13 protein-coding genes are annotated in these 13,253 nt (G+C 63.4%); 6 read left to right on the forward strand and 7 right to left on the reverse strand.

What is annotated here, in order from left to right; genetic code table 11:
• Positions 1 to 329 precede the first annotated feature (329 nt).
• Complete coding sequence (locus RAD15_RS07245; RefSeq protein WP_458175836.1) at positions 330 to 683, reverse strand: hypothetical protein; 354 nt, start codon at positions 681 to 683, stop codon at positions 330 to 332.
• Positions 684 to 707: 24 nt separating this feature from the next.
• Between RAD15_RS07245 and RAD15_RS07250 the strand changes: the two genes are divergently transcribed.
• Positions 708 to 4,355, forward strand: a complete 3,648-nt coding sequence (locus RAD15_RS07250) for a VCBS domain-containing protein (protein ID WP_458175838.1) — start codon at positions 708 to 710, stop codon at positions 4,353 to 4,355.
• Here RAD15_RS07250 and RAD15_RS07255 read toward each other — a convergent pair whose 3' ends face one another.
• From RAD15_RS07255 to RAD15_RS07270, 4 genes are all read right to left on the reverse strand, one after another.
• Positions 4,356 to 5,282: a LysM peptidoglycan-binding domain-containing protein gene (locus RAD15_RS07255; protein WP_458175840.1), complete on the reverse strand. Its 927-nt coding sequence runs from the start codon at positions 5,280 to 5,282 to the stop codon at positions 4,356 to 4,358.
• 142 nt (positions 5,283 to 5,424) lie between these two features.
• Positions 5,425 to 5,838 (reverse strand): hypothetical protein, encoded by a 414-nt coding sequence (locus RAD15_RS07260; protein ID WP_458175842.1) that lies wholly within the window; start codon positions 5,836 to 5,838, stop codon positions 5,425 to 5,427.
• A 32-nt stretch (positions 5,839 to 5,870) separates the two neighbouring features.
• The gene (locus tag RAD15_RS07265; protein WP_458175844.1) at positions 5,871 to 6,125 is read right to left on the reverse strand and encodes a hypothetical protein; all 255 of its coding nucleotides are present in this window, start codon (positions 6,123 to 6,125) and stop codon (positions 5,871 to 5,873) included.
• Between the two features lie 62 nt (positions 6,126 to 6,187).
• Positions 6,188 to 7,039: a DUF3313 domain-containing protein gene (locus tag RAD15_RS07270; RefSeq protein WP_458176076.1), complete on the reverse strand. Its 852-nt coding sequence runs from the start codon at positions 7,037 to 7,039 to the stop codon at positions 6,188 to 6,190.
• A gap of 196 nt (positions 7,040 to 7,235) precedes the next feature.
• Here RAD15_RS07270 and RAD15_RS07275 point away from each other — a divergent pair, with 196 nt between their 5' ends.
• Positions 7,236 to 7,898, forward strand: a complete 663-nt coding sequence (locus RAD15_RS07275; protein ID WP_458175846.1) for a TetR/AcrR family transcriptional regulator — start codon at positions 7,236 to 7,238, stop codon at positions 7,896 to 7,898.
• Positions 7,899 to 8,013: 115 nt separating this feature from the next.
• Here the strand turns inward: RAD15_RS07275 and RAD15_RS07280 are convergent, their stop codons facing one another.
• Positions 8,014 to 8,493, reverse strand: a complete 480-nt coding sequence (locus RAD15_RS07280; protein ID WP_458175848.1) for a MarR family winged helix-turn-helix transcriptional regulator — start codon at positions 8,491 to 8,493, stop codon at positions 8,014 to 8,016.
• Between the two features lie 110 nt (positions 8,494 to 8,603).
• Here RAD15_RS07280 and RAD15_RS07285 point away from each other — a divergent pair, with 110 nt between their 5' ends.
• Together RAD15_RS07285 and RAD15_RS07290 are read left to right on the forward strand one after the other, a co-directional pair.
• Complete coding sequence (locus RAD15_RS07285; protein WP_458175850.1) at positions 8,604 to 9,812, forward strand: ABC transporter substrate-binding protein; 1,209 nt, start codon at positions 8,604 to 8,606, stop codon at positions 9,810 to 9,812.
• Between the two features lie 11 nt (positions 9,813 to 9,823).
• Positions 9,824 to 11,002 carry a cytochrome P450 gene (locus tag RAD15_RS07290; protein ID WP_458175852.1) on the forward strand — a complete coding sequence of 393 codons (1,179 nt, stop codon included), beginning with the start codon at positions 9,824 to 9,826 and terminating at the stop codon, positions 11,000 to 11,002.
• A 27-nt stretch (positions 11,003 to 11,029) separates the two neighbouring features.
• Here RAD15_RS07290 and RAD15_RS07295 read toward each other — a convergent pair whose 3' ends face one another.
• Entirely contained in the window at positions 11,030 to 11,650 is a 621-nt protein-coding gene (locus tag RAD15_RS07295; protein WP_458175854.1) for a CGNR zinc finger domain-containing protein, read from the reverse strand.
• 128 nt (positions 11,651 to 11,778) lie between these two features.
• Here RAD15_RS07295 and RAD15_RS07300 point away from each other — a divergent pair, with 128 nt between their 5' ends.
• Positions 11,779 to 12,630: an alpha/beta fold hydrolase gene (locus RAD15_RS07300; protein ID WP_458175856.1), complete on the forward strand. Its 852-nt coding sequence runs from the start codon at positions 11,779 to 11,781 to the stop codon at positions 12,628 to 12,630.
• 14 nt (positions 12,631 to 12,644) lie between these two features.
• Positions 12,645 to 13,253, forward strand: coding sequence for a TMEM175 family protein (locus RAD15_RS07305; RefSeq protein ID WP_458175858.1), 609 nt, complete (start codon positions 12,645 to 12,647; stop codon positions 13,251 to 13,253).

Here is a 13,253-nt window from a genome sequence, read left to right on the forward strand (position 1 = left end):
CCCAGGCCGTTTGCCTGACCAGTGAAAGTGCGCTAGGTTTCGCGCCGCTCGATCATCAACTTCTCGAGCATCGAATTGCAATCGCGACGAGACGCCGCATCTGGCGTGAACCTGTCATCGTCCTGGCAATACCTATAGAAATCGACCTTTTTTCAGACGGCATCGGCGTGCAGGCCTGGGATTGCCAACGCCAAAATTTATCCGGGTAGCGTAGGCAAAACCGACAAAAAGACCGCGGCACCGCGCCGAGCCCGAATTATTCGGCACGCGAGGCCACAACCATGTCAGTTGCTTTTTGCGTTGGCCCCCGGGACAGGGTCGTTACGACTTTACCTCTCCAGATCATCGGCATCGTTGAGAGCGCGTTGGGTTACGTCACCGTCACGCGTGACCGCGGCGTGGCAACTCAGGTCAGCATCGGCGACCTTGTCTGCCGCAATGACGTAGTCGAAACGGCTGCGGATGCGAAAATCGGGATTCGGCTTCTCGACGACACCATATTCAACGTCGCCAGCGGGGCTCGCATCGAGCTGCGTGAATTCGTCTCCGATTCCGGCGGCAATTCTCGCTCGACGGTCGTTGGGGTCACCAGCGGCAGCTTTGCATTCGCTGCCGGCCGGCTGGCAAACAGCGGCACTCTGATAGTCGACACACCCCTTGGCTGCGTTCGCGGCCGCTCTCATGCGAGCGGGTTCGGCATTCTGACGATGGCAGCGTTGACTTTCTCGATGATGGAAGACGCGCGAGCCGCGGACCCGGACACCATGTTTCTGGACAACGATACGCTCACTTACAAGGACCTGCAGCACGGCTCCTTCGAGCTCATCACCAAGGAGCGGGTGCCGCGGCACATCATTGTCGATGATCCGGGCGAAACCGTTATCCTGAACAGGGTCGGCTCCTCGGTCAGCGTGAGTCAGGTTGCCAACAGTGCCGCTCGCATGGAGGAGCTGCAGGCGGCTCAACAGGACGTTCTGACCAACCTCACGCGAGGTCCGACGGGATCCGGCACGCCACCTTTCGCCAATTCGCTTTCGCTGCAGCACATCAATTTCACCTCGGACAACACGACCGGGCCGCAAAACCTGCTTGCCCCACTGCCGCTGATCGAGCTCCCCTTGGTCGTGCGGCCGCCGCCGGCGCTGAACGTGCCGGCCGGGCCCACCGAAATCGACACGGTCAAGTTCGACGACCATTTCACCGCGACAAGCGGCACTTTCACCGCCAGCAGTTTGTTCAGTTCCGCTTTGACCTTCGGTCTCGAGGGCGGGACGGCCGGCACCACGGTCCTGAATGGAACGACATACGATCTTTCGCGGACCGGTCCGTATGGCACGCTCTATCTCAATAGCGCATCGGGCGCCTACACTTTTGTCCCGAACGGCGATGCCATCAATGCCCTGTCGTCGCCGACGACTACGAGCTTCATCATCACGGTATCGGACGGCGGCCCCCCGACGAGCCAGGCCTTCATCGTGAGAATCGAGGGCGTCAACGACACCGCCACGATCTCGGGCAACGCCAGCGGCGCGGTGGTGGAGGCGGGCGGGGTCGCCAATGCGGCGCCGGGCATGCCTACCGCAAGCGGCACCCTCACGGACACGGATGTCGACAACCCGCCCAACACCTTCACAACCGTCAGTTCACCGACCAGAAGCGCCGGCGGCTACGGCACTTTCACGATGGCAGCCGGCGGCGTATGGACCTACACGCTCGACGATGGCAACAGCACGGTGCAGGCCCTGAACGTCGGCGATACGCTGATCGATCAGTTCACCGTCACCAGCATCGACGGAACGCCCCAGGTCGTGACGATCACGATCCAGGGCAGCAACGACGCCGCCATCATTTCCGGGACCACGGCCGGGTCAGTCGTCGAGGCGAACGGCGCTTCGCCCGGCACGCCGATCGCGACGGGCACGCTTGCTGCCGCGGATGTCGACAATCCGGCCAACACCTTCGTGCCGGTCGGCGCGCCGACGGCAAGCGCGCAAAACTATGGCAGCTTCACCATCACGACGGCCGGCCTGTGGACCTACACGCTCGACAACACCAATAGCACGGTGCAGGCGCTCAACAACGGTGACACGCTGACCGACAGCTTCACGGTGACCTCGGCCGACGGCACGGCACAGACGGTGACGATCACCATCAACGGCAGCAATGATGGCGCGGTCATTTCCGGAACGACGGCCGGCTCGGTGATCGAGGCCGGAGGCGTCGCGAACGGGGCGCCCGGTACGCAGACTGCGACCGGCACGTTGACCGATGTCGATCCTGACAACACCGCCAACACCTTCATCCCGGTCAGCACGCCAAAGCCGAGCGCAGGCGGCTTCGGCACCTTCACGATGACGGCGCTGGGCACGTGGACCTACACGCTCGACAACAACAACGGCACAGTACAAGCGCTCAATGTCGGCGGCACCCTGATCGATCAGTTCACCGTGACGACCGTCGACGGCACGCCGCAGCTGGTGACGATCACGATCCACGGCGCGAATGACGCCGCCATCATTTCCGGAACCACGGCCGGTTCGGTGCTCGAAGCAGGCGGCATCTCCTTCGGCACGCCGGTCGCGACCGGCACGCTCTCCGATGCCGACGTCGACAATCCCTTCAACACCTTCACGGCAGTGACCTCGCCCACGGCGAGCGATGGCGGCTACGGCACCTTCACGATGACCGCGTCCGGGGTCTGGACCTATACGCTGGACAACAACAACAGCGTGGTGGACGCACTCGACGTCGGCGAAACCCTCACCGACCATTTCACGGTGACGTCGATCGACGGCACGACGCAAGAGGTGACGGTCGCGATCCACGGCGCCAGCGACGCCGATCCCAATGACTTCGACAATCTGGCAACAGGCGCCACCGTCGTATCCGATCCGCCGTTCGTCTTCGGCACTCCGGGAGGCGACAGCATCGCCGGCGGCGGCAACGTGCCCCAGACCGTCTATGGAGGCGCCGGTGACGACACCCTTAACGGCACGGGCGTGAACGACACCATCTTTGGCGGATCGGGCAACGATACGATCAAGGGCAATAACGGCGACGACCTCATCTACGGCGGCTCCGGACAAGACAATATCGATGGCAGCAACGGGAACGACACCATCATCGGCGGGTTCGGCGCGGACAAGCTCTCGGGCGGCAATGGCCATGATACCTTCACTTATCTCTCGGCGGTGGATTCCAAAGCCGGCCAGTTCGACACGATTACCGATTTCATATCGGGAACCGACAAGATCGATTTGACCGCTCTCGGCGCGCTCGGATTCGTGATCCTGGCATTGAGCTCGACGAGCACGTCCGTGCCGCCCCACACCATCGCCTGGATCTACGACAGCTCAGCCAATGAGACCGTCGTGTATGTCAATCCGACCGATCAGACTCTCCAGATCGGCGATTCCAGCCTGCTGGAAGTTCATCTCCAGGGTATCGCGACCATCGATTCGGCGGACTTCATCGTGGACCAGAGCGCGGCTCCGGTCCTGGCGGCGAACGACGCCACCGATCCGACCGCAATCATACAAGGTGACGCGACCGTCACTACGCTCAGCAGTTCCGACGTCTCCGCCGACACGTCGAAAGGTAGCGGCACTCTTTCGCTCGACGGAAGTTCAACCGCCGTTGACGTGAGCTACCCCTTCGATCTCGGTCACGATCACAGCGGATCGAGCACTGAACCGACGTCTTCCACCTCGGGTGAGACTGCAACGCAATCCACTCTCTGGGAAGCGACGATCAGTCCGCGACCGATGGACTTCTTCAAATTTGTCTTCGAACCGACCGAAGCCAACGACAGCGTCCATCCGAACGGAATCGGCACGACCGAGGCGGCGGTGGAAAATCATGCCATCGCTTTCTTCACGCCGGATGCACTCCTTGTGGCCGACCAGCACGTCAGTGAAGGCAAGGCCGCGGAGGCTCATGGTCGCGCGAGCCTTGCCGATAGCGGAAATGCGCTTGATGCCGCCCCCCAGAAAGGCCTCGGGAACGGAGGCGGTTCTCATTCGCCTCACCCTCAAGCAAACGAACACGGCCATGATCAGGCCGAGGGGCCTCATTCTCAGCTGCTTTCTGCAGCGGATGACACAGCTGGATCACACGCAAACCCGAAGGCCAACCCGCACGGGCCGGATGATTCCTTCCACTTCCTGAAGCCGGCGATCGAGAGACCGAGCATCGCATTTGCGAACGATATCCCGCCCGGTCATCACGAAGCCGCGACACAAGCCGACGGTCATGGCGGCCCCGCGATAGCCGACGAGGTTTCGCAGCTGGACCCTGGCATTCACATTGCGGGTGGCTCAGGCGAGCACCACGTGCCGCACGACCTTCTGGTGTGACTACCGCCGGTTCGGCGTCGCCATCGCGGCCGCCGGCTCGGGCGGGGTCAGATGGCGCGGGATGATGATGGTCTGGCCCGGGGTGAGCTGCGCGTTCTCTGCAAGCGAATTGCTCTGCGCGAGCGACCACAGCGGCACGCGATTGGCTGCGGCGATGCTCTCCATGGTGTCGCCGCGGCGAACCGGCAGGCGCACGCCGCTATCCCACAGTTCGACCAGCGTATCCGCGGGCACGAGATAGCGCAGCGGCACGGCGTCGGCCTGGGTCTGCGGCGGAATGCGCGGCAGCTGCGTCACCATCTCGACGATCTGGCGATGGATGTCGTCGGACTTCTCGATATTGATGTGCGAGACGCGGCTGTTTTCCTTGAGGTCGTAGCTCGCATAGTGACCGCGAAAGCCGGGCACGGCCACGACGTCTCCACCGCCGAGCACGCTGTCGGACAGGAAGATGTTGATGAAGCGTTCGACATTGAGCGGCACGTCGCCGGTCGCATGCGCGGGGTCGATGGCGATGACGAGGCTGACCGGGATGCTCTCCTTGGCCGCCATCTCGGAGATCACGACCGAGCACAGCCCGCCCATGGAGTGGCCGATCAGCACGATCGGCGCGGCCTTCTCCTTGTAGCTGGCGATGACGCGGTTGCCGATCAGCCGGCACAGAGTGAACTCATAGACGTCGGCCGAGAAACCGGCCTGCGTCAGCTTCTCACCGAGCCGGTCCATGCCGGTCGAGAAGATCGGCCCCATCGCGCCGCGGAACAGGTAGACCTTTGGCGGCGGCAATGGCTCGAACGGCGGAGGCGGCGGCGCGGCGGGCGCAGCTGCAGTGGCCTTCGACTTGGCGGGTGAGGCAGCGGCCATGCCGGTGCTCAGGGCCAGCAGCGCAACCGCTGCCAGCGCGACGAGTCGCCTCAGGTCAATCATCAGTCAAGCAGTCCCACCACGGAAGGCAGAGGCCTCCCCCGGGGGCTTAGTGACCACCGATTGGGTGGTTTTTGGGGCACGGAACCGGGCCCGGTGACGCCCTCGCCGGTGCGACATTTCTGAGCATCTGGACATCCTGGCCTCACTTGAACGGGACCGATGCTTGCGCTTCGCACGCCTCGGACAGCACGGAGCTCTGGATTCCCTTGTACTCGTCATTGTCGAAGAAGACCGAATAGTCAGACCGCCGGCCCGCCGACTGGCCCGTCTGCCTCAGGCAGACGAAATACGATCCCGGCCCGTGAGCGGCATAACGGACGGGAGATGTCTCGAGTCCGCCGGTCAGCTTGGCCTCAGCAGTTCCTTTCCTGACGCCATCCTGCACCGCCTTGGCGCTCGGCGGGCGCGGCGGATGATAGGCAGGAGGCAGATTTCCGCTCGACGCACACCCCGCCAACAACAACGCCAGGACGGCGGACAAGACCGCCAGAGACCTGCCGCGTCCGAAGCCGAACCTTCGGCCGCCGCGCCGCGCCAGCTCATATCGAGGATGCATCGCTTTCCCTCGGCGTCGCGCTCGATGCTCCCTCACCCCTGGGTCAGGAAGAGATAGAGGCAGCCCGCGACCGTGGGCAGAAACGCAACCAGAACCGTCATCCAAAAGCCGGGCTCGAGCGTCGAACCCCGGTCATCCGTCTCGCCGGCCACACGCCGGCCCGCAATCGTCCGGCTCCATGCTTCGTCGGCCGCGAACAGGGGGAGGCTGCTCGCGCTCGCATCGCCGCGCGCTGCGCTTTGGTGCAAAGCGCGTTGGAAAGGGCGTGTCGTTCCGGATGTCAGCATGTTGTCTACTCTGATCGGCTACCAATATATCGAGCTCGAATGTCGCAAGGAGTGCATCGGCATCACTGCGTCAGCACCTGCTCTGAACTCGGCCCGGGCGGCGGTGACGGGGCCGGATTGTCCTTGGCGCCGGAATCCGTCCATGCCGGCGGCAGGCCGAGCCCTTGCCCCGCAAAGCCAGTGAGGCCCGGGAACCGTCCGAACGCTTCGCAGGCGACATATTTGGGAGCACCGCCGAACCGCACGGGAATGCTGTCCATCGGCGGCAGCGCAGGGATGCCGCCAAACGGCGACTCTCCGGTAGTGACGAGCTTCGCGAAGTCCGCGCCGAAATCGGCGGCGAGATCGTAGGCATCGCCTTCGTTAGCGACCCGCGCGGAGTTCGAGATGGAGTTGGCGTTGCGCGCCCAGACCATCGCCGCCTTCTGAAATCCGGCGAAGTCGCGCGCTTCCGCCTCGACCGACAGACCGCCGAGCCCGACCGGAAGCCTCGGCACCGGCACGGGCACGGCGGGAAGCGCAACGGTCTTGGCAATCGACAGGGCTTGCGACGCGCCGGAGGCGGTCGCGCTGGTCGGCATGGCATGCGTCACCGTCGCCTGCACCGTGAGGTCGGCGTCGTCATCGGCAGCAACGATGCGGAAGCGCTCACTCAAGCGGAGACAGAGCTCGCGGCTGATGGCGTTCGCGACCAGACGCCGCTCCTTTTCGTTCAGCGCAACGCCGGGGCGCGCCGGAAAGACGGTCGCTGCGATCCGGATCGTCTTCGCCGCCAGCAAATCCTGCTTGTTCACGCGGATCTGCGAGCGCGTCACCAGCCCGTTCGCGTCCGACATCCTGTCGTAGCTCCTGAGCGAGCCGGCCCGTTCGAGCGGCGCGGTCGCGCACCCGCCCACCGCAAGCGTGACGCACATCAGGGCCGCCCATCTGAAACGCATGGCCCCGCTCACGCCAGCGCGATTTATCGGAGAGCCTACTCTAGCGATCACTCCCGCACCCTCTGCCATCCGCCAACATAAATAGATGGAACTCTCTAATTTTGATTTTCTCGTGACGAAATGTTGCTAGATTGTTGCCAAACGAGCCTCCACGGGATGGGAGACGTGCGAATTGAGGAAAGTGGACCCCGTCAAGCATGAGCAGAAGCGCGGGGAGATCCTCGGCGCGGCGATCCGCTGCTTCATCAGGGACGGCTTCCGCGGCGCCAGCACGACGGACATCTGCACCGAAGCGGGCATCAGCCCCGGCCACCTCTACCACTACTTTCCGAGCAAGGAGGCGATCATCGAGGCGATGATCGATCTGGGTCTTGCGCATGCGGCGGAGCGCTTTGAAAAGATTCTTGCGGCCGACGACGTGATCGAAGCGCTGCTCGCCGATATCGAGGACACCAGCCTGCGGTTTCGCCCCGCCCAGATCCTCAACCTCGATGGCCTCGCCGAGGCCGCCCGCAATCCGGAATTCGCTGGGATCATCGAACGGCACACTGCGGCAGTCCGCGGCATGTGGAGCGACTTCCTGCGTCAGGCGCAAGATCAAGGACGGGTGGATCCAGGACTCGATCCGGGCGCGACGGCGAACATCCTGATCGCCCTCATCGACGGATCCCGCGCAATGCCGATCCGCAATCCGAAGCTGGATATCAAGCAGAGCGCGGAGCATCTGAGGACGATGCTCGTCCGCTTCCTGAGCCCACCCGCAGCGCAAAGCACCGCGGCCAGACCGCGCAACCAAAAAACCAGTCGTCCCCTCAAGCTGGTCAGGAAGCGATAGGACGTCTGCCGTGTTGCGTGACGCGGGCCCATCAAGGCCCTGTGACACCACCGCGAGTTGACGGAGACGGGACGCGGCTTCGCGGCGATCGCGTTGGCAACACCGCGGCGCCGCCCTAAAGCGGCAGCATGCGGTTCAGCAGCTCGAGCAGCGTGCGCTGCTCGACCTCGGTGAGCGGGGCCAGCATCTTTCGATTGTAGGGCTCCGTCAGCCTTGCTCCTTCCTGAATGAGCTTTGCGCCCTTTGGCGTCAGCACCAGCTCGACGGCGCGGCGATCGGACTTCGAGCGGTTGCGCTTGATGAAGCCGGACGATTCCAGCTCGTTCAGGATCTTGATCAGGTTCGGCAGGCGCAGCCGGAGCAGACCGGCAAGGCCGCTCGGCGGCACGCCGGGATTGTCGCGAATGACGGCGAAGATCGCATAGGTCGCGGGCGTCAGGCCCAAGGCGGCGAACTCCTCGTAGAAGCCCTCGAAGAACTTCAGCTGCGCGAGCCGCAGCATGAACCCCGGCGTGCGCTGGAGCGCGCGCAGATCCAGCGATTTCTCCAGCTGCTGCGCGGACTTCGGTCCGGGTCTTGGGGTTTTCGAGCTCATGATCCTCAATCCAAAGCCAGCCGAATTGACACTCTCAAAAATAGATATAAAATATAACTATTATTCAGCGGCACCAAGACCGCATACGCAAGAACGCACATGGAGGGACAATGAACAGCAAATTCCTGCACAAATTGTGCATTTTGACCGTAACGCTGATCGCGGCGCCGGCCTTCGGCCAGGACGCGGTGAAGATCGGCATCCTGAACGACCAGTCGGGTCCGTTCGCGAGCTATCAGGGCGTCGGCTCGGTCGTCGCGGCCAAGATGGCCGTCGAGGATTTTGGCGGAAAGGCCGCCGGCAAGCCTGTCGAGGTCGTCGCGGCCGACCACCAGAACAAGACCGACATCGGCATCGGGATCGCCCGGCGCTGGTACGAGAACGACGGCGTCGACGCGATCTTCGACATTCCGAACTCGTCGATCGCGCTCGCGGTGGCCGGCATGAGCGCCGAGAAGAACAAGGTCTTCGTCGGATCGGGCGCGGGCACCGTGCTCCTGACCGGCGAGAAATGCACGCCCAACACCGTGCACTGGACCTACGACACCTATGCCTACGGGCGCGGCCTCGGCAAGGCGATCGTGCAGCAGGGCGGCAAGAAGTGGTTCTTCATCACCGCCGATTACGCGTTCGGTCATGACCTGGAGAAGCAGGCGGCGGAAGCCGTGAAAGCGTCCGGCGGCGAGGTGCTCGGCAGCGTGCGGCATCCGCTCGGAACGGCCGACTACGCCTCGTTCCTGCTGCAGGCCCAGGCTTCGGGCGCGAACGTCATCGGCTTCGCCAATGCCGGTGACGACACCATCACGTCGATGAAGCAGGCCGCCGAGTTCGGGTTGACCAAGGACCACAAGCTGGTCGGATTGATCCTGGGCATGAACGGCCTTCCCGCACTCGGCCTGAAATTTGCGCAAGGCGCGCAGATCATGAACCCGTTCTACTGGGATCTGAACGACGGCACGCGGGCCTTCGCCAAACGCTTCGCCGAGCGCATTCCCTCGAAGGCCTATCCGAACGACATGCAGGCCGGCGTCTATGCCTCGGTCATTCACTATCTCAAGGCGGTCGACAAGGTCGGCAGCGCCAAGGACGGCAAGGCCGTCGTCGCCGCGATGAAGGAGATGCCGACCGACGACCCGCTGTTCGGCAAGGGCTACATCCGCAAGGACGGACGCAAGATCCACCCGCTCTATCTCTTGCAGGTCAAGGCGCCGGAGGAATCGACGTCGACCTGGGATATGCTGAAAGTCGTCGCCACGATCAAGGGCGAGGACGCGTTCCGTCCCGAGAGCGAAGGCCAGTGCCCGCTCAGCAAGCAATAGCGGAGCTGAGCATGAGCGGCATTGCCTCCAGTCCGGTCGATCCGTTTGCGCCCGACTTCCTGATCGACCCCTATCCTGCCTATGAGGCGCTGCGCGCGCTCGCACCTGTGTTCGAATTGGAGCGTTACGGCGTGTGGGCGATGGCGGGCTATGCCGAGGTCGAGCCGGCCCTGAAGGACTGGAAGACGTTCATCAGTGGCGAGGGCGTCGGGCTCAACGGAATGAACCCGGCGCTGCCAAAGCCGCTGACGCTGCAGATCGACCCGCCCGACCACGACAAGGGCCGCCGCGTTCTCGGCCGTACGCTGTCTCCGGGCGTGGCACGAAAGCTGCGCGAGACGTTTCAGCAGGAGGCCGAGAAGAAGGTCACAGAGCTGATCGACAAGGGCACGTTCGATGCCGTGACCGATCTTGCGGAAGCCTATCCGATGAAGGTGTTTCCGGACGCGATCGGCATCCGGCCGGACGGCCGCGAGAAGCTCTTGGCCTGGAGCACGTTCGTGTTCAACAGCTTCGGCCCGGAGAACGAGATGCTGACGGCATCGCGCACGACAGGCCTCGCCGCCCAGAGCTGGATCATGGAATGCTGTGCGCGCGATGCGCTACGGCCCGACAGCCTCGGCATGATGATCTACCAGGCGGCCGACGACGGCGAGATCACCGAGCACGAGGCAACGCATCTGGTACGGCCGTTCCTCACCGCCGGGATCGACACCACCGTCAACGGCATCGGCAACACCCTGCTCGCGCTCGCCACGCATCCGGATGAATACCGCAAGCTCCACGAGCGGCCCGAGCTGTCGCGCAACGCTTTCGAGGAAGGCCTGCGCTACGATTCACCGGTGCAGACGTTCTTTCGCACCACCTCGCGCGACGTCGAGATCGGCGGCGGCGTGATCCCGGCACATCGCAAGGTGTTGCTGTTCATGGCCTCGGCCAACCGCGATCCGGCGCGATGGGAGGGCCCCGACCGCTTCGACGTCGAGCGGGCAGCAACCGGACATGTCGGCTTCGGCGCCGGCATCCACGCCTGCGTCGGCCAGATGATCGCGCGTCTGGAAGGCGAATTGATCTTCAGCGAGCTCGCGAAACGCGTGAAGACGATCGAACTCACGGCAGAGCCGAGACGCAGGCTCAACAATTCCCTGCGCGGGCTGGAGAGCATGCCGCTGCGTATGACGGCCGCTTAACTGGACCGCATATAGTGCTGCTGTCGGTCAGTGCCTGCCCTTGAGCCGGCTACGGTGTGCGGCCTGTTTCGCCCGGTTGCCGCAGACCGCCATCGTGCACCATCGCCGCGCGCGCCTGCGGGTGTGGTCAGCGAACAGCATCGTGCAGTTGTGACCCTCGCATGCCTTCACGTCGGCGAAATCCTCCTCGCAGACGAACTTCGCCAGCACTCCACCGACCGGCAGCAGCAGGGACTGAGGTGATCGCCAGTACCGCCTCGTCCGCAGCGCAAGGACATGATCTCCATCGTCGTGCCGGGCTTCGATCCGCTGGAATGCTTCATCCCGCTCCAGCAGATTGTTCAACGGACCGAGTTCGCGCAACGCATCCGCCACGAGCGGCCGGCCAACATGCTTGCGAACGAAAGCCCTGAACCACTCGCGCAAGGCCCGGGCCTCATTGGCGACTTTGTCCAACTCGCCCGGCGTCGCGCGCGCCTTCAGCGCATCCAGCTCATCCGTCGGCACGAGCTTGGCCTGGGCCAGCCAGTCGATCAGCCCATCGCCATCGTTGAGCCAATCGATTGGCGTATCAATCGGCGTCGCGACCGAGTTCAGGAAATCGAGGCCGAGCGAGTCGGCGATGAACATCGCAGGCGGTCTGTGCATGAGCGGTCCCAGCCGATCTGAAGGCTCAACTCAAGTAACCTGTTAAATGGCAATTGACAAGTTACTTTTCGAGAACGTAACCTATTATCTAGCAATAAACAGGTTACATAACCTCACGGAGAATGGTCATGCCCCGGGTCACCTATCGCACTGCCGACGTCGACGGCTTCAAGGTCTTCTATCGCGAGTCAGGTCCTCTGGATGGGCCAAAGCTTCTGCTGCTGCACGGCTTCCCGAGCGCCGGCCACATGTTCCGCGACCTCATCCCGCTGCTCGCAGACAGGTTTCTCATCGTGGCACCGGATCTTCCCGGCTTCGGCCAGTCCGACATGCCTTCGCGCGAGACCTTCCGCTACACTTTCGACAACGTCGCGCGCGTGATCGAGCGGTTTACCGAAGTCATCGGCTTCGATCGCTTTGCGGTCTACGTCTTCGATTATGGCGCGCCGACCGGCTTTCGGCTGGCGCTGCGTCACCCCGAGCGCATCGCGGCCATCATCTCGCAGAACGGCAACGCCTATGAGGATGGACTGAGCGACGGCTGGACCCCGATCAGGGCCTATTGGCAAGATCCCACACCCGCCAATCGCAATGCGCTGCGCGCCCTTCTCACGCCGGAGGCGACGCGCTGGCAGTACACGCATGGCGTCCCCGATGTGACCAAGGTGTCGCCGGACGGCCAGAACCTCGACAATTTCTATCTCGCGCGACCGGGTTCTGACGAGGTGCAGCTCGACCTGTTCGGCGACTACAAGAGCAACGTCGCGCTCTATCCATCATTTCAAAACTATTTCCGCACCCACAAGCCGCCGTTGCTCGCGGTCTGGGGCAAGAACGATCCGTTCTTCATTCCGCCCGGCGCCGAGGCGTTCAAACGCGATAATCCCGATGCAGTTGTCCAGTTCTTCGATACCGGCCATTTCGCGCTGGAAACGCATGCAAGTGAGATTGCGGACACCATTCGTGCGTTCTTGAGCTAACGGGAACATTGGCCATGGCCCATGCGAGACGAACTCCGGAACGGCTCAACGCATTTTCGGACGGCGTATTTGCCGTCTTGATCACTGTGCTCGTGCTGGAGCTCCGTCCGCCGGAAGTCCCGACCTTCGCGGCATTGCTGGCACTATGGCCGACCTGGCTCTCTTATGCCGTGAGTTACATCTTCATTGCGATCGTCTGGGCCAACCATCACCATCTGATGCGCTATGCGAGAGAAGCAACGCTGCGGCTGGTGTGGTTCAACTTCGCGCACCTGTTCTCGGTGTCGCTGCTGCCGCTCTCCACCGCCTGGATGGCGGTCAGCGAGCTCGCGCCGCAGCCGGTCGCATTCTACGCCGCCGTGTTCTTCCTGGTGAACGCGACCTATATCGCACTGATCTGGGATCTTGTCGGACGTGCACCCGTTACCGACGTCCCACCACGGGAGCGCAGGATCATGCGCATCCGCGCGCTCCTGACGCTCGGTGCCTTCGCGCTCGCAGCCGTGATCGCGTTGAAATACCCCATCGCGGGGCTAGCGACGTGCGGTTGCTGCCTGATCGTCTATCTGAAGCCGGAGGCACCGGGTGCCGAGGATGGCACGCCGGTCAATGACGGGAGATAG

It is taken from the genome of Bradyrhizobium sp. 14AA (assembly GCF_054185205.1).